The organism is Pseudomonas capeferrum, from assembly GCF_013523055.1.
GTDB lineage: Bacteria > Pseudomonadota > Gammaproteobacteria > Pseudomonadales > Pseudomonadaceae > Aquipseudomonas > Aquipseudomonas capeferrum_A.
In genome coordinates, this window is record NZ_JAAMQM010000023.1 from 79,115 (window position 1) to 99,199 (window position 20,085).

At 62.0% G+C, this 20,085-nt stretch carries 20 protein-coding genes and 1 pseudogene; 14 read left to right on the forward strand and 7 right to left on the reverse strand.

The genetic code is table 11. The annotated features are described in order from the left end of the window. Nucleotides 1–72: 72 nt before the first annotated feature. From G7009_RS22830 to G7009_RS22885, 12 genes are all read left to right on the forward strand, one after another. Nucleotides 73–840, forward strand: a complete 768-nt coding sequence (locus G7009_RS22830; protein ID WP_181132368.1) for an SDR family NAD(P)-dependent oxidoreductase — start codon at nucleotides 73–75, stop codon at nucleotides 838–840. A 9-nt stretch (nucleotides 841–849) separates the two neighbouring features. Continuing rightward, nucleotides 850–2,064 (forward strand): acetyl-CoA C-acyltransferase, encoded by a 1,215-nt coding sequence (locus G7009_RS22835; protein WP_181132369.1) that lies wholly within the window; start codon nucleotides 850–852, stop codon nucleotides 2,062–2,064. Continuing rightward, nucleotides 2,051–3,178 (forward strand): acyl-CoA dehydrogenase, encoded by a 1,128-nt coding sequence (locus G7009_RS22840; protein ID WP_181132370.1) that lies wholly within the window; start codon nucleotides 2,051–2,053, stop codon nucleotides 3,176–3,178. The genes G7009_RS22835 and G7009_RS22840 overlap by 14 nt, the downstream gene beginning before the upstream one ends. A gap of 13 nt (nucleotides 3,179–3,191) precedes the next feature. Beyond that, a complete protein-coding gene (locus G7009_RS22845; RefSeq protein WP_181132371.1) occupies nucleotides 3,192–3,965 on the forward strand; it encodes an enoyl-CoA hydratase in 774 nt (257 codons plus the stop codon). 244 nt (nucleotides 3,966–4,209) lie between these two features. Further along, nucleotides 4,210–5,730, forward strand: a complete 1,521-nt coding sequence (exaC, locus tag G7009_RS22850) for an acetaldehyde dehydrogenase ExaC (protein WP_181132372.1) — start codon at nucleotides 4,210–4,212, stop codon at nucleotides 5,728–5,730. Nucleotides 5,731–5,834: 104 nt separating this feature from the next. Further along, nucleotides 5,835–5,906 carry a pyrroloquinoline quinone precursor peptide PqqA gene (pqqA, locus tag G7009_RS22855; RefSeq protein ID WP_020289857.1) on the forward strand — a complete coding sequence of 24 codons (72 nt, stop codon included), beginning with the start codon at nucleotides 5,835–5,837 and terminating at the stop codon, nucleotides 5,904–5,906. A 124-nt stretch (nucleotides 5,907–6,030) separates the two neighbouring features. After that, nucleotides 6,031–7,194: an alcohol dehydrogenase-like regulatory protein ErcA gene (gene ercA / locus G7009_RS22860; RefSeq protein ID WP_181132373.1), complete on the forward strand. Its 1,164-nt coding sequence runs from the start codon at nucleotides 6,031–6,033 to the stop codon at nucleotides 7,192–7,194. Further along, nucleotides 7,178–8,842, forward strand: coding sequence for an ATP-binding response regulator (locus tag G7009_RS22865; RefSeq protein WP_181132374.1), 1,665 nt, complete (start codon nucleotides 7,178–7,180; stop codon nucleotides 8,840–8,842). The genes ercA and G7009_RS22865 overlap by 17 nt, the downstream gene beginning before the upstream one ends. A 270-nt stretch (nucleotides 8,843–9,112) precedes the next feature. After that, nucleotides 9,113–9,517: a TraR/DksA family transcriptional regulator gene (locus G7009_RS22870; RefSeq protein WP_181132375.1), complete on the forward strand. Its 405-nt coding sequence runs from the start codon at nucleotides 9,113–9,115 to the stop codon at nucleotides 9,515–9,517. A gap of 170 nt (nucleotides 9,518–9,687) precedes the next feature. Beyond that, nucleotides 9,688–9,882, forward strand: a complete 195-nt coding sequence (locus G7009_RS22875) for a hypothetical protein (RefSeq protein ID WP_181132376.1) — start codon at nucleotides 9,688–9,690, stop codon at nucleotides 9,880–9,882. A 549-nt stretch (nucleotides 9,883–10,431) separates the two neighbouring features. Continuing rightward, entirely contained in the window at nucleotides 10,432–10,902 is a 471-nt protein-coding gene (locus G7009_RS22880; RefSeq protein ID WP_181132377.1) for a hypothetical protein, read from the forward strand. Beyond that, on the forward strand, nucleotides 10,899–11,123 hold the full coding sequence (locus G7009_RS22885) for a hypothetical protein (protein WP_181132378.1): 225 nt from the start codon (nucleotides 10,899–10,901) through the stop codon (nucleotides 11,121–11,123). Before G7009_RS22880 ends, G7009_RS22885 begins: the two co-directional genes overlap by 4 nt. 18 nt (nucleotides 11,124–11,141) lie before the next feature. Here G7009_RS22885 and G7009_RS22890 read toward each other — a convergent pair whose 3' ends face one another. The 7 genes from G7009_RS22890 to G7009_RS22920 form a co-directional block, all read right to left on the reverse strand. Beyond that, nucleotides 11,142–11,510, reverse strand: a complete 369-nt coding sequence (locus G7009_RS22890) for a Na+/H+ antiporter subunit G (RefSeq protein WP_181132379.1) — start codon at nucleotides 11,508–11,510, stop codon at nucleotides 11,142–11,144. Further along, the gene (locus tag G7009_RS22895; protein WP_181132380.1) at nucleotides 11,507–11,785 is read right to left on the reverse strand and encodes a K+/H+ antiporter subunit F; all 279 of its coding nucleotides are present in this window, start codon (nucleotides 11,783–11,785) and stop codon (nucleotides 11,507–11,509) included. Before G7009_RS22895 ends, G7009_RS22890 begins: the two co-directional genes overlap by 4 nt. Next, nucleotides 11,782–12,270 carry a Na+/H+ antiporter subunit E gene (locus G7009_RS22900; protein WP_181132381.1) on the reverse strand — a complete coding sequence of 163 codons (489 nt, stop codon included), beginning with the start codon at nucleotides 12,268–12,270 and terminating at the stop codon, nucleotides 11,782–11,784. Before G7009_RS22900 ends, G7009_RS22895 begins: the two co-directional genes overlap by 4 nt. Further along, on the reverse strand, nucleotides 12,267–13,946 hold the full coding sequence (locus tag G7009_RS22905) for a monovalent cation/H+ antiporter subunit D (protein WP_181132382.1): 1,680 nt from the start codon (nucleotides 13,944–13,946) through the stop codon (nucleotides 12,267–12,269). The genes G7009_RS22900 and G7009_RS22905 overlap by 4 nt, the downstream gene beginning before the upstream one ends. Beyond that, complete coding sequence (locus G7009_RS22910) at nucleotides 13,943–14,287, reverse strand: Na+/H+ antiporter subunit C (RefSeq protein WP_181132383.1); 345 nt, start codon at nucleotides 14,285–14,287, stop codon at nucleotides 13,943–13,945. The genes G7009_RS22905 and G7009_RS22910 overlap by 4 nt, the downstream gene beginning before the upstream one ends. After that, entirely contained in the window at nucleotides 14,287–17,196 is a 2,910-nt protein-coding gene (locus G7009_RS22915) for a monovalent cation/H+ antiporter subunit A (RefSeq protein ID WP_181132384.1), read from the reverse strand. Before G7009_RS22915 ends, G7009_RS22910 begins: the two co-directional genes overlap by 1 nt. Nucleotides 17,197–17,346: 150 nt before the next feature. Then, entirely contained in the window at nucleotides 17,347–18,297 is a 951-nt protein-coding gene (locus G7009_RS22920) for a DMT family transporter (protein WP_181132385.1), read from the reverse strand. Between the two features lie 83 nt (nucleotides 18,298–18,380). Here G7009_RS22920 and G7009_RS22925 point away from each other — a divergent pair, with 83 nt between their 5' ends. Beyond that, nucleotides 18,381–18,944 (forward strand): XRE family transcriptional regulator, encoded by a 564-nt coding sequence (locus G7009_RS22925; protein WP_181132386.1) that lies wholly within the window; start codon nucleotides 18,381–18,383, stop codon nucleotides 18,942–18,944. A gap of 86 nt (nucleotides 18,945–19,030) precedes the next feature. After that, nucleotides 19,031–20,023 (forward strand): annotated as a pseudogene (locus G7009_RS22930) (GlxA family transcriptional regulator). The last annotated feature ends 62 nt before the right edge of the window (nucleotides 20,024–20,085 follow it).

Genomic DNA, 20,085 nt, shown 5'->3' on the forward strand with positions numbered 1-20,085 from the left:
CTTCCCGAGTCGACAATTGCTTCGAACCCCGCAGCGCTGGCTGCGGGCGTCAACGCCTGGAAGGAATCCATCATGCAGATAGCCAATAGCAGCTTCATCGTCACCGGCGCGGCTTCGGGGCTGGGCGCCGCGACCGCGCAGATGCTCATCGAGGCCGGCGCCCGAGTCATGCTGGTCGATCTCAATGCCGAAGCCGTTTCGGCCAAGGCACGCGAACTGGGTAGCAGTGCCCGCTTCGCGGTGGCCGACATCCGAGAACAGGCGGCGGCGCAGGCTGCGGTGGACGCAGCTGTCGCGGCCTTCGGCAGCCTGCAGGGGTTGATCAACTGCGCCGGAATCGTTGGCGCCGAGAAGATCGTCGGCAAGCACGGTCCGCATGGGCTAGACAGCTTCGCCAACGTCATAGGTGTCAACCTGATCGGCAGTTTCAACTTGCTGCGCCTGGTGGCCGCTGCCATGGCCGAGGGTGCGGCCGACCCGACTGGCGAGCGGGGGGTGATCATCAATACAGCATCCATCGCCGCCTATGACGGGCAGATCGGCCAAGCCGCCTACGCCGCGTCCAAGGGCGCGATCGCCAGCCTTACCTTACCGGCCGCGCGGGAGCTGGCCCGTCATGGCATCCGCGTGATGACCATCGCTCCCGGCATCTTCGAGACCCCGATGATGGCCGGCATGACCCAAGAAGTCCGGGACTCGCTGGCCGCCGGCGTCCCTTTCCCCCCGCGACTGGGCAGCCCGCAGGAATATGCGGCCCTGGTTCGTCATATCATCGAGAACAGCATGCTCAATGGCGAGGTCATCCGTCTCGACGGTGCCCTGCGCATGGCTGCCAGATAAGGAGTTTCCATGTCTCTTGCGAATGATCCGATCGTCATCGTCAGTGCCGTGCGTACGCCCATGGGCGGTCTGCAGGGCGCTCTCGGCAGCCTGACCGCGCCGCAACTGGGCGCCGCTGCCATCCGCGCGGCAGTCGAACGTGCCGGTATCGAGCCCGCCAGCGTCGAGCAGGTGCTGTTCGGCTGCGTGCTGTCCGCCGGCCTCGGCCAGGCCCCCGCGCGTCAGGCGGCAATCGCCGCAGGACTCGGGGCCAGTACCACGTGTACTACCTTGAACAAGATGTGCGGCTCGGGCATGCAGGCTGCGATCCTCGCCCACGACCTGCTGTTGGCCGGCAGTGCCGAGGTCGTGGTCGCTGGTGGCATGGAAAGCATGTCCAACGCTCCCTATCTGCTGGACAAGGCGCGTAGCGGCTACCGCATGGGGCATGGCCGAGTCATCGATCACATGTTTCTGGATGGGCTGGAGGATGCCTACGACAAGGGCCGCCTGATGGGCACCTTCGCCGAGGACTGCGCAGAGGCCAATGCTTTCAGTCGTCAGGCTCAGGATGACTTCGCCATCACGTCGCTCACGCGGGCCCAGCAAGCTATCGAGCACGGACGTTTCGCCGATGAAATCGTCCCGGTGCAGGTGACCGAGGGCAAAGTGCAACGCCTGGTCAGCGATGACGAGCAGCCACCCAAGGCCCGCCTGGACAAGATCCCCCAGCTCAAGCCGGCGTTCCGCGAAGGCGGGACCGTGACGGCGGCCAATGCCAGTTCGATCTCCGACGGTGCCGCCGCGCTGGTGCTGATGCGCCGCTCCCAGGCCGAACAGAGCGGCTTGCAACCGCTGGCGGTGATCCACGGGCATGCCGCGTTCGCCGACGCGCCGGCGCTGTTCCCTACCGCACCCATCGGCGCTATCGGCAAGCTGATGGAACGCACTGGCTGGAGCCTGGCAGATGTCGACTTGTTCGAGATCAATGAAGCCTTCGCCGTGGTGACCCTGGCCGCCATGAAGCACCTGGATCTACCCCATGACAAGGTCAACATCCACGGCGGTGCCTGTGCCTTGGGCCATCCGATCGGTGCCTCGGGCGCGCGGATCCTGGTGACCCTTCTGTCAGCATTGCGCCAGAACAACCTGCGCCGCGGCGTGGCGGCCATCTGCATTGGCGGCGGCGAGGCCACCGCGATGGCCGTCGAGTGCCTGTACGGAGATGGCCATGCTCATCAATGAAGAGCAGCAGCAGATCGCCGACGCCGTCCGTGATTTCGCCCAGGAACGCCTCAAGCCCTTCGCCGAACAATGGGATCGCGAGCATCGCTTTCCCCGCGAGGCTATTCAGGAGATGGCCGAGCTGGGCCTGTTCGGCATGCTGGTGCCGGAACGATGGGGCGGCAGCGACACCGGCTACGTCGCCTATGCCATGGCGCTTGAGGAAGTGGCCGCGGGTGACGGTGCCTGCTCGACGATCATGAGCGTGCATAACTCCGTGGGCTGCGTGCCAATTCTGCGGTTCGGCAGCGAGCAGCAGAAACAGCGGTTTCTAACCCCCCTGGCCAGCGGGGTGATGCTGGGGGCCTTTGCCCTCACCGAGCCCCAAGCGGGCTCCGATGCCAGTAGTCTGAAGGCTCGGGCTCGGCTGGAGGGCGATCATTACCTGCTTACGGGCAGCAAACAGTTCATCACTTCTGGGCAGAATGCGGGAGTGGTGATCGTCTTCGCGGTGACCGATCCGCAGGCCGGCAAGCGTGGCATCAGCGCTTTCATCGTGCCGACCGATTCACCGGGCTATCAAGTCGCGAGGGTGGAGGACAAGCTCGGGCAGCATGCTTCGGATACCTGTCAGATTGTCTTCGACAACGTGCGTGTGCCGGTGGCCAACAGGCTGGGCGAGGAGGGCGAAGGTTACCGAATCGCCCTGGCCAACCTGGAAGGCGGTCGTATCGGCATCGCCGCTCAGGCGGTGGGCATGGCCCGCGCCGCGTTCGAGGTAGCGCGCGACTATGCGCGTGAGCGGCAGAGCTTTGGCAAGGCGCTGATCGAGCACCAGGCAGTGGCCTTCCGTCTGGCCGACATGGCCACGCGCATTGCCGTCGCTCGGCAGATGGTGCTGCATGCCGCGGCCTTGCGCGATGCTGATCGGCCGGCGCTGGTGGAAGCCTCCATGGCCAAGCTGTTCGCCTCGGAGATGGCCGAGAAGGTATGCTCCGATGCCTTGCAGACGCTCGGCGGTTATGGCTATCTGAGCGACTTCCCGCTGGAGCGCATCTATAGAGACGTGCGCGTCTGCCAGATCTATGAAGGCACCAGCGATATCCAGCGCATGGTCATTGCGCGCAATCTTTGAAGGAGCAATCTGCATGGCATTCGAAACCATCCTGCTGGACATCCACGGCAAAGTCGGCCTGATCACCCTCAACCGGCCCCAGGCCCTGAACGCGCTCAATGCCCAGATCGTCGGCGAGATCAACCAGGCCCTGGACCAGCTGGAAAAGAACCCGGCGATCGGCTGCGTGGTGCTGACGGGGTCCGCCAAGGCGTTCGCGGCAGGTGCCGATATCAAGGAAATGGCTGACCTGCAGTATCCGCAGATCTATGTCGAGGACCTGTTCAGCGACGCCGACCGGATCGCCAATCGACGCAAGCCGATCATTGCCGCCGTATCCGGCTTCGCCCTCGGTGGCGGCTGCGAATTGGCGATGATGTGCGATTTCATCCTGGCGGCGGACAATGCCCGTTTCGGCCAGCCGGAAATCAATCTGGGCGTGCTCCCCGGCATGGGCGGCACCCAGCGGCTGACCCGCGCGGTGGGCAAGGCCAAGGCCATGGAGCTGTGCCTCACGGGCCGCCTGATGGACGCCGAGGAAGCCGAGCGCGCCGGGCTCGTCGCCCGTGTGGTGCCGCAAGCCGAACTGCTCGAGGAAGCGCTCAAGGTCGCGGCGACCATCGCCAGCAAATCGATCCCGGTGAGCATGATGGTCAAGGAGAGCGTCAACCGCGCGTTCGAAGTTACCCTCAGCGAAGGGGTGCGTTTCGAGCGCCGAGTGTTCCACGCGGCGTTCGCCACCGAGGATCAGAAGGAAGGCATGGCCGCCTTCGTGGCCAAGCGCGAGGCGCAGTTCAAGGATCGCTGAAGTCACTCCTTGCTGTTCAGCGCCGGGCGGAGCGACTGTCTGCGAGATGACAGCCGCTCGGCCCGGCACTACGACATTCGCATCGAAGACCATGTGCCTTCGCCGCTGGATGGACTCGGCAGGCACCCCTACCAAGGAAGCAGCCAAGTGCACCCAACGGCCCATTCGTCCAGGCGGTCGGGGATTCTAAGATCCTCTCACCGCCTGTCATTGCGACAGGCCCCGCACAGTCGAGGCTCATTCCATGATCTATGCCGCTCCAGGTACTCCGGGTGCTCTTGTCCAGTTCAAGTTGCGTTATGGCAACTTCATAGGAGGTGAATTCGTCGCCCCCGCCAAGGGTGAGTACTTCACCAATTCTTCGCCAGTCAATGGCCAACCCATCGCGGAATTCCCACGCTCCGGCATCGAAGATATCGACGGGGCGCTTGATGCTGCGCATGCCGCGGCAGATGCCTGGGGGCGCACGGCGGTACAGGACCGTGCCCTGATCCTGCTGAAGATCGCCGATCGCATCGAAGCCAACCTGGAGAAGCTTGCCATCACCGAAAGCTGGGACAACGGCAAGGCCATTCGGGAAACGTTGAATGCCGACGTGCCCTTGGCGGCTGACCACTTTCGCTATTTCGCTGGCTGCATCCGCGCGCAGGAAGGCGCCGCCGCCGAGATCAATGAAACGACCGTGGCCTATCACATCCATGAACCGCTGGGCGTGGTCGGCCAGATCATTCCGTGGAACTTCCCTTTGCTGATGGCCGCCTGGAAACTGGCTCCGGCCCTGGCCGCGGGCAACTGCGTGGTGCTCAAGCCTGCCGAGCAGACGCCGCTGTCGATCACTCTGCTGGCCGAACTGATCGGTGACCTGCTGCCTGCGGGTGTTCTGAACATCGTCCATGGCCTTGGTCGCGAGGCGGGCGAGGCCTTGGCCACTAGCAAGCGCATTGCCAAGATCGCCTTCACAGGTTCCACCCCGGTAGGCTCGCACATCATGAAGTGCGCGGCCGAGAACATCATTCCGTCTACCGTGGAACTGGGCGGCAAGTCGCCGAACATCTTCTTCGAAGACATCATGCAAGCCGAACCAAGTTTCATCGAAAAAGCGGCGGAGGGCCTGGTGCTGGCGTTCTTCAACCAGGGTGAGGTGTGCACCTGTCCGTCACGCGCGCTGGTGCAGGAATCCATCTATCCGCAATTCATGGAAGTGGTGCTGCGCAAGGTCGAGCAGATCAGGCGCGGCGATCCGCTGGACACCGAGACCATGGTCGGGGCCCAGGCCTCGGAGCAGCAGTTCGACAAGATCCTGTCCTATCTCGAGATTGCCAGGGAGGAGGGCGCCGAGCTGCTCACCGGTGGTCAGGCCCAACGGCTCGAAGGCGACCTGGCCCGCGGCTACTACATCCAGCCGACCCTGCTCAAGGGGCACAACAAGATGCGCGTGTTCCAGGAAGAAATCTTTGGTCCGGTGGTCAGTGTGGCGACCTTCAAGGATGAAGCCGAAGCGCTGGCGATCGCCAACGACACCGAGTTCGGCCTTGGCGCGGGCGTCTGGACCCGCGACATCAACCGTGCCTACCGCATGGGCCGGGCCATCAAGGCCGGGCGCGTGTGGACCAACTGCTACCACCTGTATCCGGCGCATGCCGCGTTCGGGGGGTACAAGAAATCCGGTGTCGGTCGGGAAACCCACAAGATGATGCTCGACCACTATCAGCAGACCAAGAACCTGCTGGTCAGCTATGACATCAACCCGCTGGGCTTCTTCTGACCGATCAGGCGCGAGACCTGTCCTAAAGTAGCGATGAATCTGCGCCGGAAACGGTGTATCAATGGACGCACCGCAATACTGCGGTGCAAGAAGAGGATGAACCCATGTGGAAAAAGCCCGCGTTCACTGACCTGCGTATCGGTTTCGAAGTGACCATGTACTTCGCCAGCCGTTGACCCTCCTGGTGTCGGTTGCTTCTACAGTGGCCGGCACCGCTACCTTGCAATGGTCTGATTGCAAACCCCGGTGGATGCTTTAGTCTGAGGCTCATTACCCTAGAACAACAAGAATAGGCGTTGCATGAGCCCGAATCTGAGCCAGTTGCGCAAGTTCGTTTCACCCGAAATCATCTTCGGTGCCGGCTGCAGGCACCACGCTGCCAATTACGCCCGCAATTTCGGTGCTCGCAAGGTCCTGCTGGTCAGCGACCCAGGCGTGAGGGCGGCCGGTTGGGTGGCCGACATTGAGGCGAGCCTGCAAGGCCAAGGCATCGGCTACTGTGTCTATACCGAGGTATCGCCCAACCCCCGTATCGAGGAAATCATGGCCGGTGCCGAGCGCTATCGCAGCGAACAGTGCGACGTGATTATCGCCGTGGGCGGTGGCAGCCCCATGGATTGCGCCAAGGGCATCGGGATCGTGGTTGCCCATGGCCGTCACATCCTCGAATTCGAAGGGGTCGACACCATCCGTGTACCGAGCCCGCCGCTCATCCTGATCCCCACCACGGCCGGCACGTCGGCCGATGTGTCGCAGTTCGTGATCATCTCCAACCAGCAGGAGCGCATGAAATTTTCCATCGTCAGCAAGGCGGTGGTGCCGGATGTTTCGCTGATCGATCCGGAAACTACGCTGAGCATGGATCCGTTCTTGTCCGCCTGTACCGGCATCGACGCGCTGGTGCATGCGATCGAGGCCTTCGTTTCCACCGGCCATGGACCCTTGACCGACCCGCATGCGCTGGAGGCCATGCGACTGATCAATGGCAACCTGGTGGAAATGATTGCCAACCCGCACGATATCGCCCTGCGCGAGAAGGTCATGCTCGGCAGTATGCAGGCCGGCCTTGCGTTCTCCAATGCCATCCTTGGTGCCGTGCATGCGATGTCCCATAGCCTGGGCGGGTTCCTCGATCTTCCGCATGGGCTGTGCAATGCCGTGTTGGTCGAGCATGTGGTGGCCTTCAACTACAGCGCCGCGCCCGACCGCTTCAAGGTCATCGCCCAGACGCTGGGCATCGATTGCCGTGGGCTCAGCCACGAGCAGGTGCGAAGGCGTCTGGTCGAGCACCTGATCGCGCTCAAGCATGCCGTGGGCTTCCATGAGACGCTCGGCCTGCATGGCGTCGGCAGTAGTGACATTCCCTTCCTGTCGCGCCATGCCATGGACGACCCGTGCATCCTCACCAACCCTCGCAATTCGAGCCTGCGAGATGTCGAGGTGGTCTATGGCGAGGCCCTCTGAGGTTGGCAGTGACGCCCTGGCAGGGCTGTTGGGCCTGAGCAACCACACCGTACGCAAGAGCCATTACCCTGAGCTTGCCGTGCGCCTGGAGGAACTGGAGGCCGAGCGCAATCGCTACAAATGGCTGTTCGAACACGCGGTACAGGGCATCTTCCAGGCCAGCCTGGAGCACGGCATGCGCGCGGCCAACCCGGCATTGGCGCGCATGCTTGGCTATGCGGATCCTCAGGCCGTGTTGTTTTCTCGCAGCGACCTCGCCTCCCAATTGTTCGTCGGCGGCTCTGTGGAGTTGTTGGCCATCGTCGCGGCGCTTCAGCGTGAACAAGCCCTGCTCGGCTATGAGACCCGGCTGCGTCGGCGCGATGGCAGCAGCATCGACGTGTTGATGAACCTGTTGATGCGTCCGGACGAGCCGGGCGTGGTGGAGGGGTTTGTCGCCGATATCACCGAGCGCAAGCAAGCCCAGGCCAGGCTACAGCAGCTCAATGATCAGCTCGAGCAACGGGTCGCCGCGCGGACCATCGAATTGAGGGATGCCCGGGATGCCGCGCAGGCGGCCAATCTCAGCAAGGATAAATACCTGGCGGCTGCCAGCCATGATCTGCTGCAGCCCCTGAACGCGGCGCGTCTGCTGATTTCGACGCTGCGCGAGCGTCGCTTGGACAATGCCGAGCAAGTGCTGGTCGAGCGGGCGCATCAGGCGCTGGAAGGGGCCGAGGACCTGTTGACCGATCTGCTCGATATTTCACGCCTGGACCAGGCCGCCGTTAAACCGGACCTGGAGCTGTATCGCCTTGACGAAGTGCTGCTGCCTCTGGGGTCGGAATTCCAACCGGTCGCCGAGGCTGCCGGTCTGGCCCTGCGCGTGCGCGGGGGACAACGGGTGATCCATACGGATCTGCGGCTGCTGACGCGGATCCTGCGCAATTTCCTCAGTAATGCCTGTCGTTATACCGAGCAGGGGCGGGTACTGCTGGGCTGGCGTCGGCGCGGTCACCATCTGCGCATCGAGGTTTGGGATACAGGCCGCGGGATTGCCGCGGACCGCCTCGACTCGATCTTCCTGGAGTTCAACCAGCTGGATGTCGGGCGTGCGGCCGACCGCAAGGGCGTGGGGCTGGGATTGGCGATCGTGGAGCGGATTGCACGGATTCTCGACTGTCGCATTGAGGTGCGTTCCCGACCAGGTCGCGGTTCGGTCTTCAGCATCGACGTACCTTTGTCTCATGAGCAGCCTGCCCAGCCGCTACCCTTGCTGCCGCAGATCAGCCTTGGCGATCCGTTGCCGGGGCGGCGATTGCTGGTGCTCGACAACGAATCCAGCATCCGCCAGAGCATGGCGTCGTTGCTCTCTCAATGGGGATGCCAGGTCGTCACAGCGGGAGACCTGGTGGAATCCCTGGCAGTGCTCGGCGGGCAACCGCCGGATGTCGTTCTGGCGGATTTTCATCTCGATGACGGCGTCACCGGTTGCGATGTCGTGCGTGAACTGCGATCGTATTTTGCCTGCTCTATCGCGGTGGTGATGATCACTGCCGATCGCAGCGAGCAGAGCCGCCGCGCCATGCAGCGGCTCAAGGCACCGCTGTTGAACAAACCCGTCAAGCCGGGCAAGCTGCGCGCGGTATTGAGCCAGTTGCTGGGTTGAGGTCCGATTTATGGTCCCTGGCTGAACCTTGTTCTCAGGTTGTTGCTTCATCCCCACTGCAATATGGCGATGATAGCCGCCCCCATGTGTGCAATCCTGGCCCTTGCGGTCGATTGGCTGTCATTTATGTTGCCCAGCAAGACGTGGCACCTTAGACTGCCGCCCCCTGTAAAAGAGTGCCGCTTTGGCGCTCGAAGAATTCCGCTGCCGGCACGTCGTTGCCGGGAGTATCCGAAACGCCTAAATGCACGTATTTTCATAGAGAAATCGATGACCAAGGAACAGTTGCTGGCCATGCCGGCCGATGACTACATGAACGCCGAGCAGCTCGCGTTCTTCACTCAGTTGCTGCAATCGATGAAGGTCGAAACCCACGAGCGGATCGATCAGAGCCGCGCTACGATCGAGAGCCTCGATACCCCATCCGATCCGGCTGATGTGGCATCGGTCGAGGAAGAGCGCCACTGGCTGGTCAACGCCATCGAGCGCGACCAGCGTCTGCTGCCGCAACTGGAGATGGCCCTGGGCCGAATCGCCGACGAAAGTTTCGGATGGTGCGATGACAGTGGTGAGCCTATCGGCCTGCAGCGCCTGCTGATCAGCCCGATCACCAAGTACTGCATCGAAGCCCAGGAGCGTCACGAGCAGATCGACCGGCACCAGCGCCAGATCTGACCGACCCTGCTGAAAGCCCTGCGGAGCGATCCTTGGGGCTTTCGTATGGCAGGGGGCGGTGTTTTGTTGCCGTATTTGCAAAACATCTGTACCGGCCAATGCTTTTTTACTTGCGAGGCCGCGCGTATCATCCGCTATCGTTAGGTTGCTAATTAACTGGCGAGGCGATGATGTCCAATCGGGTCGATGTGGCGGTGATGATCGGCAGCAGTGTCCCTGCGTGTCTGCAGTCCATGGGTGCGCGTGCGTGTTGGGTAGTGCTGGTCAATGGTGAGCGGCGCGGGACGGCGTTCGCCACTCGAGAAGAGGCACTTGCCTGCCAATCTGCGTGGATCGAGCTGCTGCGCAGCGGTCGGGCCGCGTGAATGTCCTGGCTGCTAGTTATCGTGTCCCGCTCGAGTCGGCGCGCGAGCTGACAGGCGCCAGCATGGCTACGGCGGAAACCTTTCACTTGCCCGGTAGCGCTTTCGGTGATGTGAAAAAACTCGACGCCAGCGGGGATTACGACATAGCGTGGCATGACTGCGAGAGAGTTATCCATGGTCGCTGCGTAGTAAGAAATGTTCTGAAACTCTCGACGGATTTCGGTCTTTTCGTGCATATTCCTTTCCCTGTGATGCATAGAAGAGTATCGAGGCCGATGCGCCACGAGTCCTGCGCTTATCTATTGCATCTTTTCTGATTGTTTTGGTGTCAGAAATAGCGACTCCTTGGGTGGAAATCTGCCGAAAGTCTGTAATGTGGCATTCGCTGGCAAGTAACAGTAAAGTTTCCTGCCTGTTCCGGTGCACATCGGTACAGACGCTTCGTGCTTCAACTCATTAGTCTTTCAGACTTGGACAAGAAAGGCCGTTGTCTTCGTGCAGTCATCTGTCCGCGCGGCAACGGCGTGTAAACGGTTTGAGGAAACTTCATTGGCAGTCAGTACTCTGGATACCCATGCCCTGTTCGCCTTGGGCGACTTGCGGGCCAAACTGGTCAAGCAGTTTCAAGGGCGTTTCGTCTATGTCACCGAGCAGAACGCCGAAGGCCTGTACATGGCCGAGATCGATACCGAGGACGCCTTGGTGGTCGATGACAAACAACGGCTCGAATTGAAGGTGGGCGACCACTTTCGCGCGGCAGTCCTGCCAAGCCGCGAAGGCGGCAAGCTGGAAGTCCGATTCCGGGACATTCGCATCAATGTCTATGGTCAGGGCGATTATGCTTTCGTCTCGGTGCCTGATGGCGAAGGCATCGTATTGCGCGAGGGCCAGGGTGTCATGTTGGTGTTCGCGGCGAACGAGCAAGTGCGAGAGGGACTTGGCAAGACGCTCAAGGCCGTAACGGGCAAAGTGGCCAAATGGCGCAAGGGCGAGCTGACGACCTTCAAGGCCAGTGAATGATGGAAAGGCAGGATGCGCCTGGCGGTCGGGCGCAGTTCCATCGTCAGCACCAGGCTGGAGCACACGAAGTCGCCAAGCAGCTACTGGCGCAGCGTGAGGAGCTACAAGCCGGCTGGCTGAGTTGGGTAGCCGCGCAGCTTTACCAGCTCAGCCCTCCGGAGTTCGCCGCCATGGTGCGTCGTGAGTTGCAGCAGCTCAGTCAGGACCCGGCGGATTCGTGAAGAGTGCAGTACGCCCGATCAGTTGCCTGCGTCTCGGCCACTGCTGATTTCTGCGGGTATGTTTTCTTCTCCGGCCGCACGCTTGCGGAACAAGGCTGCCCGCGCCAGTAGCAGCGTGGTCACCGGCACGGTGATCGACAGCAGCACGGGGATCAGCCAGGCGTGTAGCACCGGGCCTTGCTTGAGTGCCGAGAAATACAGGATCGAAGCCAAGGCAATGCACCAGGTGCCCAGTGTTGTGGCGAGGGCGGGTGGATGCATTCGCTTGAAATAATCTTTCAGGCGTACCAGGCCCAGGGCGCCGATCAGCGCGAAGAGGCTGCCGACCAGTAGCAGGGTTGCCGTGGCCAATTCCAGCCAGAAGGGCAGTTCGATGCTTTCGTTCATTCGATCACCTCACCGCGCAGGAGAAACTTGGCCAGCGCGCAGGAACCGACGAAGCCGAACAGCGCAATCAGCAGGGCACCTTCGAAATAGGTGTCGCTGGCGTAGCGGATTCCCAGGACCAGCATCATCAGCATGGCCAGGATATACAGGTAGTCCAGGGCCAGGACCCGATCCTGGGCGGAAGGGCCGCGAAAAAGCCTGATCAGCGTCAGCGCCATGGCGATAGCGAAGATGAAAAGGCTGGCAAGGATGGCGTTCGCGAGCAGACCTGTCATTCGAATATCTCCATCAACGGTCTTTCGTAAGCGTGCTTGAAATGCTCGATGAAGGCCGCCTCGTCCTTGAGATCGAACACATGCAGCAGCAGCATGCTGCGATCCAGGGCAAGTTCGGACCAGACGGTGCCGGGCACCACGGTCGTGATCATCGACAATGCCGCCAGGCCGTGGGCGTCCCGCAGGTCCAGGGGGATATGCACGAATACCGAATGCGGTTGGCGACTACCTGCCCGTAAGACGCCCTTGGCAACTTGCAGGTTCGACATCACCACGTCCGTGCCTACTCGGCAGAGCAAACGGATGATCACCCGGGGACGACGGATGTGCGCCTGCTGGGGCCGCAGGGGTGCCAACAGCAAGGGCGCGAAGATGCCCAGGGCGGCGGCGAGCACCAGATTACCCGGGCTGACCGATACATTGAGCAATAGCCACAGAAAGAACATCGACACGGACAACAGTGGCGCAGGGAAGAATCGTTTCATGGCTGTACCTCTGCGGAAGCCGAGGTGGGGCCAGGGATAGGACGGGTTGCCAACACGGCTTCTATATAGGCGTCTGGAGTGCGCAGGCTGGCTGCGGTGTCTTGTGTGTAGCGCAGCAATGGTTCGGCCTTGACGCTGAGAAACAGGCAGAGACCGAGCAGGAGCAGAATGGGCAGGCATTCATAGCGACGCAACAGAGGTGAAGGCCTTTCTTCAGGTTTCCAGAAGCGCTGGATGCCGACTCGGCCAAAGGCGATCAACGACGCCATGCCCGAGATAACCAGCAGCGCCACGAGCCCCCAGCCCGCAACCGTCAGTGGCTGCTCGGGAGCGACCCCCAGCCCCAGTGGATTGAACAGCGCGCTGATCAGGCCCAGCTTGCCGATAAAGCCCGACAGGGGCGGCATGCCGATGATCAGCAAGGCACAGGCGATGAAGCTCAGCCCGAGAAAGGCCATGGTCCAAGGGATGATCTGGCCGATCACCGCTTTCTGTTCGTCATCCAGGTTGATTCCCTTGGGAGGGTGAAGGGATTCGAGAGGGGAGGGCAGTACGCCGTCCTCTTCTTCGAGGGGCACCTCGTTGGCGGATCTGGAGCGTTCGATCAGCTCGGCGAGCAGGAACAGGGCGCACAGCGCCAGAGTCGAGCTGACCAGATAGAACAGCGCACTGCCAGTCAGGGCAGGTTGACCGAAGCCGATAGCCGCCATGAGCGTACCGGACGATACCAGGATGCTCAGCGCTGCCATGCGCTCCAGGCGCTGGGCGGCTAGGATCGATACCGCGGCGACCGCGAGGGTCGCCAGCCCGCCGTAGATCAGCCACTGGCCGCCAAACAGTGACGAAGGCCCGGCCTGTTCGGAAAAGAGCAGAGTCCACAGCCGCAAAGTGGCATACAGGCCGACCTTGGTCATGATCGCGAACAGCGCGGCTACAGGCGCACTGGCCGATGCATAGGCCGGTACCAGCCAGAAGTTCAATGGCCAGATACCCGCCTTGGCCAGGAAGGCCATGGCCAGGATGGCTGCGCCGGCATGCAGCAATCCACGGTCGGCTTCCGGCACCAACGGCACCTTCAGAGCAAGATCGGCCATGTTGAGCGTGCCGGTCACACCATAGAGCATCGCCGCGCCGACCAGGAAAAGTGACGAGGCAAAGAGGTTGATGGCGATATAGTGAAGGCCTGCCTTCACCCGTGCACGTCCCGAGCCGTGCAGCAACAGGCCATAGGACGCGGCCAGCAGCACTTCGAAGAATACGAACAGATTGAACAGGTCGGCGGTCAGGAAGGCACCGTACAGTCCCATCAGCTGGATCTGGAACAGGGCGTGGAAACTTGCCCCCGCGCCGTCCCAGCGGGCGCGTGCGAAGAGCAATGCACTGACGCCGACGATACTGGCGAGAGTCAGCATCAGCGCCGAGAGATGATCCAGGACCAGGACGATGCCGAACGGTGCCGGCCAGTTGCCGGGAAGGTACACGCCTATGGATTCCGCCTGGCCTTGGCCGCGCACCCATAGCAGCAGTGTGACGGCGATGCTCAGGCCGAGAAGGGTCGAAACCAGGTTCAGGCGTGCCTTGAGCGGACGCCGCTTCTCCCCGAGCAACAGCATCAACGCCGCCGTGAGGAGGGGTAGCAGAATGGGCGCGACGATCAGTTGATTCATCAGGCTCATTCGTCCCGCTCCCGGCCATCGACATGGTCGGTTGCCGTCAGCCCGCGCGAAGCCAGCATGACCACCAGGAACAATGCGGTCATGGCAAAGCTGATGACGATAGCGGTCAGGACCAGCGCTTGGGGCAGTGGGTCGGTGTAATGAAGCAGATCCTGAGTCACGCCTTCCTTGATGATGGGCTCCTTGCCGATGAACAGGCTGCCCATGCTGAAGATGAACAGGTTGACCCCGTAGGACAGCAGGCACAGGCCCATGATTACCTGGTAGGTCCGTGGACGCAGGATCAGCCATACCCCGGACGCGGTCAGTACACCGATGGCGACTGCGATGACTTCTTCCATCAGGCGGCTCCTGCCTTGGTGGGTTTCGGCTGGCTGGCCGGGCGATAGGCACGCACCGACTGGTGAGCCAGGGCCGTGAGAATCAGCAGGGTCGATCCGACGACCACGGCGTATACCCCGACATCGAAGAGCAGGGCGCTGGCGACATGGATATCGCCCAGCAACGGTAAGCGCAGATGGGCCGTGTGGGTGGTCAGGAAGGGATAGCCCAGGCTCATGGCGCCCATCCCGGTCAGGGTGGCGCACAGCAGGCCGGTGCCCATCCAGCGCAGCGGGCGCAGGCTCATCTGCGCCTCGACCCACTTGGTACCGGCGACCATGTACTGGAGAATGAAGGCCACCGACATCACCAGGCCGGCGACGAACCCGCCGCCCGGCTGATTGTGACCGCGCATGAACAGGTACATGGACACCAGCAAGGCGATTGGCAGCAGCAGACGTACGAGCACTGCCGGTACCATCATGAAACCAAGCGCGGTATCGGGAGCATGCCGCGGGTTGATCAGGTCGGAAACCACATCGGGTGCCAGACGGCGTTGCTGGGCAGGCACTTGCATGCTCTCCTTGGGCGGGCGGAAGCGTCGCAGCAGTGCAAAGACAGTCAGGGCCACGGCGACCAGCACGGTGATCTCGCCCAGGGTATCGAAGCCGCGGAAGTCCACCAGCATGACGTTGACCACATTGGTCCCGCCACCTTCGGGCAAGGCTCGGCTCAGATAGAAGGAAGAGATGGCGTTAGGTGTAGGGCGAGTCAGCATGGCATAGGACAGCACGGCCATGCCGCCACCTACCAAGGCTGCCAGCAACAGGTCGCGCAAGCGGCGCAGGCGGGCCCGCTCCTTGGCCCTTGGGCTCACATTTTCGAGCCGCCGTGGCAACCAGCGCAGCCCGAGCAGGATCAGTACCGTAGTGACCACCTCGACCACCAGCTGGGTCAAGGCAAGATCAGGGGCCGAGAACCAGACGAATGTGATACAGGTCATCAGACCGCAGACGCTGACCATGATCAATGCCGCCAGCCGGTGATATTTGGCCTGCCAGGCCGCACCGACGGCGCAGGCGATCGCGATCAGCCAAAGCGCGACGAAAACGCCGGAGCCGGGGATCTTGGGTCGGTCGCCCCAGGTCAGGCCGTTGTAAAGCACGGGCGTCAGGCCGGCGATGAAAGCCGCCAGGACCAGCATGAAGAGCTGTTTCTGCAAACGTTGTGTGGTGAATTGCGTCTCGATGCGACGCGCCAGTAGCATCAGGTGCACCTGACCCCGTTCGAACAGGCGCTTGCCATTGAAGCGTTCGATCAGCGGCGGATAAGGGAAGCGACCACGGCGCAGTTGCTCGCGCAACAGCAGGTAGAGCACAACGCCACCGCACATGGCGATCAGGCTCATGATCATCGGTGCATTCCAGCCATGCCAGATGGCCAGGCTGTACTCCGGCAGGGTACCGCCGACTACCGGCAATGCCGCTGCCGCTAGCAGAGGGCCCACCGATTGGGCAGGAAAGATCCCCACGATCAGGCATGTCAGGACCAACAGTTCGACCGGGGCGCGCATCCAGCGAGGCGGCTCGTGGGGCGTGTGCGGAAGGTCCTGCGCGGTTGGGCCAAAGAAAACATCGACGGTAAAGCGCAGGGCATAGGCCACGCTGAACGTACCGGCCAGCGTGGCGATCACCGGCAGGGCGATCTCGACCCAGGCAGTGGCGCTGATGAATACGGTTTCGGCGAAGAACATCTCCTTGGACAAGAAGCCGTTCATCAACGGAACACCCGCCATGGACGCGCTGGCCACCATGGCCAGGGTCGCGGTGTAGGGCACCAGGCGGACCAGCCCGCTCAGGCGTCGGATGTCACGTGTGCCGCTCTCGTGGTCGATGATGCCCGCAGCCATGAACAGCGAGGCCTTGAAAGTAGCGTGATTGAGAATGTGGAACACCGCCGCCACGGCAGCCAGTGGGCTGTTCAGACCCAGCAGGAGGGTGATCAGGCCGAGATGACTGATGGTCGAGTAGGCCAGGAGCCCCTTGAGGTCGTTCTGGAACATGGCCGCGAAGGCGCCGAGCAGCAGGGTGCAGGCGCCCGCGCCGCCTACTATCCAGAACCACTCTTCCGTGCCGGAAAGCACGGGCCAGAACCGGGCCATGAGGAAAACACCCGCCTTGACCATGGTGGCCGAGTGCAGGTAGGCCGATACCGGGGTGGGGGCGGCCATGGCATGAGGCAGCCAGAAGTGGAACGGGAACTGCGCGCTCTTGCTCAGCGCCCCGATCAGGATCAGGGGCAGCAGTACCGGATAGAGTGCGTGCTGACGGATCAGGTCACCAGCTGCAAGGGTCTTGTCCAGGTCGTAGCTGCCGACCACATGACCGAGCAACAGCGCACCGACCAGCAGGCAAAGGCCACCTGCGCCCGTCACCATCAAGGCCATGTAGGCACCCCGGCGCGCATCGCCGCGGTGATGCCAGTAGCCGATCAGCAGGAAGGAGAACAGGCTGGTAAGCTCCCAGAAGAACACCAGCTGGATCAGGTTGCCGGAAATCACCAGGCCGAGCATGGCTCCCATGAATGCCAGAAAAAACGCGAAGAATCGGGGAACAGGGTCCTGGGGCGACATATAGTAGCGCGCGTACAGCGACACCAGAGCGCCGATTCCCAGGACCAGCAAGGAGAACAGCCAGGCAAAGCCGTCCATTCGCAGCACGAGGTTCAACCCTAGGCTGGGCAGCCAGAGAAACTCCTCGCGGATGACGCCCCCATGGGCGATCTGCGGGTACATGAGCGCGACCTGAACCGTGCCGGCAAGCGCCACGAGGCCCGCCAACAAGGATTCGGCGTTGCGCGCGTTGTGCGGCAAGACAGCCGCCAGGCAACTGCCTACGAACGGCAGGAGCAATAGCACTATCAATGACATAGCGTTCTAATCTGCAGAGATTTGCCAAGGATCATACGTGGCGCATTGGTGATCACCAACACGCAACCTGTCGCAGGATCCTACAAAAGTAGGCAGGAAAGCTGTTTTTTTATAACAGTTCTTGTCAGCAGACACCGATCCGTACGTTTATCAGAGACCGGTATCCTGACCGAGAGGTTCATCCGCGGTTAGCAGGGGAGACGCCTCGCCGCGGCGACGAACCTTCAGCTCGCTGACAATGACCGCTATCACGATCAGCAGGCCGCCAATCAATGCAATGCCAGGCAGTCGCTCGCCAGCCAGTCGGCCCACTACGCCAGCCCAGACTGGCTCACCTGCATAGATCAGCGTCGCACGGGTGGGAGAGACCGAACGCTGGGCCCAGTTCATCGCCACTTGGATCACCGCACTCATCGCTCCCAGGCCGATCGCGCTGAACAGCAACAACCAGGAGAAGTCAGGGAGCCGCTCCTGGGTCGGTACCATCATCAGAAAAGCCAGGATCGATGCAGTCGCCAGTTGCACCACGGTCACCCGTCGCACATCGACCGTTCCCGCATAGCGGCTGATGAGGATGATTTCCCCGGCTATGGCGATGGCGCTGACCAGTGTCACCACCTCGCCTTCGCTGAAGTGCAACGAGCCTCCCTCCGGGCCGGCCAGCAGCATCAGACCGATGAAAGCCAGGCAGATACCGAGGCTGGGCATCAGTCCTGGGCGGCGTCCGAGGACCAGCCATTGCAGCAGTGGCACGAAGGGGACGTACAGAGCTGTGATGAATGCGGACTGGCTGCTGCTGATGGTCTGCAGGCCCATGGTCTGCAAACCGCAGCCAAGCATGATCGTTGTGCCGATCAACAGGCCTGCCTTGAGCTCTATCGCGGTCAAGCCAGGCATGGACCGGATGAATACCATGGCAACGAACAGCGCGGCCGCGGCAAAGCGCAGACCGACGAAGAACATCGGTCCGCTCACGCTCATGACAGTGTGCACCAGGAGAAACGTGCCACCCCATAGCATGGTGATGAATACCAGCACCACTTCGGCCTTGCTGAGGCGAAAGGGGAAGGGAGAAGGTCGGGAGCTGCTAGGAGAAGGCATGGCTTGCACACTCGGAGAGAAGGACGCACAATTGGCGGCAAAGTGCGCAGTATACTGCGCATAACCCTGAGGTGAGCAATATAGTGCCCAACGATTCTTCCCATCGCAGCTCGGTGCTGCGACATGTCAGTCAGAATGTGCGCTGTCTTCGTGTGGCAGCCGATCTGAGCCAGGCGGGTCTGGCGGAACGTTCAGGGGTCAGTCGGCGCATGCTCGTCGCGATAGAGGCCGGGGAAAAGAATGTCAGTCTCACGACCCTCGACCTTATCGGGGAGGCTCTTGGGGTGCCGTTCAGTCGCTTGATCCAGGCGCCGGACCAGCGTGATCCCGGTCGCATCAATGAACTGGCCTGGGCTGGAAAGCACCCCGGTAGCAAGGCGCGGCTGTTGGCCAGCAGCCCTGCCCGGCGCGAGGTGGAAATTTGGGAATGGCAGCTCGCGCCTGGCGAACACTACGCGAGCGAAGCGGACGCGCAGGGCTGGAGCGAGCAGATATACGTAGCCGAAGGCTGCTTGACGCTGATAATCGAAGAGCAGAAGCACTGCCTGCAAGCCGGTGAGTTCTTCGTATTTCCCAGTGATCAGCACTATGCCTACCGAAACGAGGGCGCAGTGCCGACCCGTTTCGTGCGTAATGTGGTTATCTGATTACGCCCTTCAGGCTTCGGCGCTTTTCAGGCAGCTATCGGTATCCTCCACGCTCGCATAGGCGAAAGCCAGCGCCGCCGTGGCAGCTGCGGCCGGTACCTACTGACACGCCTGACAGTCTCGAAATCGGGCTGCTGATCTATCCCGGCGCACAGCGTGCGGCGGTAGACGGGCTGTCCGACCTGTTCAGCGTGGCCAACCGCATGATCGACGACCTGCGCGCCCCGCGCCTGCCGCGCTTGCGCATCAGTCGTTGGCAGACGGATAGCGATGGCCTGCTGCATGTCATTCATGACAGCGAGCACGAGACACCGGGCGGCCATGAGGTGCGAGCGCTGGTCATTGCTCCGAGTCTGGCTTCGGTGCCGACCCTTTCGCTGCTCGAGCACCATGCTGCTCAGCTTCGCCAATGGCATGCGCAGGGAACCTTGCTGGCATCGGTTGCCTCGGTGTGTTCTTCATTGCGGCCAGCGGTCTGCTGGATGGGCGCATGGCGAGTGTGCACTGGAACCATGCCCAGATACTGGCCGAGCGATATCCTCAGGTCCAGGTAGCGGTCAGCGCCCTTTGCTCGACGACGGCGATTTTCTTACCTCCGCGGTTCTGATGGCCTGGACCGAGTTGGGCCTGCGTCTGATAGAGCGGTTCCTGGGCTCTACCGTTGCGCGCGAGACTGCTCGATTTCTGGCGGCGGAGCCGATCCTGGCATCGCCACCGGGTTCAGTCTTCAAGCCGCGGCTCGAGCATGGGATGGAGCGGTACTGAAGGTCCAGCATTGGCTCCAAAGTGAAAACGGGCGCGATGCCGATCTCGTGTCGATGGCCGCCGTTGCCGGACTCCAGACACGGACCTTCCTGCGACGGTTCCGTGCTGCAACTACGTTGCGTCCGACCGAATATTGTCAGCAGGTGCGTGTCGGGCGTGCCTGCCGTCTGCTGGAGTTCACGCGCCGTAGCGTCGAGCAAATCGCCTGGGAGGTGGGTTATCAGGAGCCTGGCACCTTTCGCAAGGTTTTCCAGCGCCTGACCGGGCTGACCCCTGGCGACTATCGACAGCGGTTTGCCCAGACTGGCGACTGAGTCCTACTTTGGTACCGGGCGGCTGCCGTTACTGCTATTCATTGCTTATGATCCTCGACACC

Excerpts from the sequence above, each read along its gene's own strand:
- G7009_RS22830 (WP_181132368.1), top strand. The coding sequence starts at position 73 with ATGCAGATAGCCAATAGCAGCTTCATCGTCACCGGCGCGGCTTCGGGG.
- G7009_RS22835 (WP_181132369.1), top strand. The coding sequence starts at position 850 with ATGTCTCTTGCGAATGATCCGATCGTCATCGTCAGTGCCGTGCGTACG.
- G7009_RS22840 (WP_181132370.1), top strand. The coding sequence starts at position 2,051 with ATGCTCATCAATGAAGAGCAGCAGCAGATCGCCGACGCCGTCCGTGAT.
- G7009_RS22845 (WP_181132371.1), top strand. The coding sequence starts at position 3,192 with ATGGCATTCGAAACCATCCTGCTGGACATCCACGGCAAAGTCGGCCTG.
- exaC (WP_181132372.1), top strand. The coding sequence starts at position 4,210 with ATGATCTATGCCGCTCCAGGTACTCCGGGTGCTCTTGTCCAGTTCAAG.
- ercA (WP_181132373.1), top strand. The coding sequence starts at position 6,031 with ATGAGCCCGAATCTGAGCCAGTTGCGCAAGTTCGTTTCACCCGAAATC.
- G7009_RS22865 (WP_181132374.1), top strand. The coding sequence starts at position 7,178 with ATGGCGAGGCCCTCTGAGGTTGGCAGTGACGCCCTGGCAGGGCTGTTG.
- G7009_RS22870 (WP_181132375.1), top strand. The coding sequence starts at position 9,113 with ATGACCAAGGAACAGTTGCTGGCCATGCCGGCCGATGACTACATGAAC.
- G7009_RS22875 (WP_181132376.1), top strand. The coding sequence starts at position 9,688 with ATGTCCAATCGGGTCGATGTGGCGGTGATGATCGGCAGCAGTGTCCCT.
- G7009_RS22885 (WP_181132378.1), top strand. The coding sequence starts at position 10,899 with ATGATGGAAAGGCAGGATGCGCCTGGCGGTCGGGCGCAGTTCCATCGT.
- G7009_RS22890 (WP_181132379.1), bottom strand. The coding sequence starts at position 11,510 with ATGAACGAAAGCATCGAACTGCCCTTCTGGCTGGAATTGGCCACGGCA.
- G7009_RS22895 (WP_181132380.1), bottom strand. The coding sequence starts at position 11,785 with ATGACAGGTCTGCTCGCGAACGCCATCCTTGCCAGCCTTTTCATCTTC.
- G7009_RS22900 (WP_181132381.1), bottom strand. The coding sequence starts at position 12,270 with ATGAAACGATTCTTCCCTGCGCCACTGTTGTCCGTGTCGATGTTCTTT.
- G7009_RS22905 (WP_181132382.1), bottom strand. The coding sequence starts at position 13,946 with ATGAGCCTGATGAATCAACTGATCGTCGCGCCCATTCTGCTACCCCTC.
- G7009_RS22910 (WP_181132383.1), bottom strand. The coding sequence starts at position 14,287 with ATGGAAGAAGTCATCGCAGTCGCCATCGGTGTACTGACCGCGTCCGGG.
- G7009_RS22915 (WP_181132384.1), bottom strand. The coding sequence starts at position 17,196 with ATGTCATTGATAGTGCTATTGCTCCTGCCGTTCGTAGGCAGTTGCCTG.
- G7009_RS22920 (WP_181132385.1), bottom strand. The coding sequence starts at position 18,297 with ATGCCTTCTCCTAGCAGCTCCCGACCTTCTCCCTTCCCCTTTCGCCTC.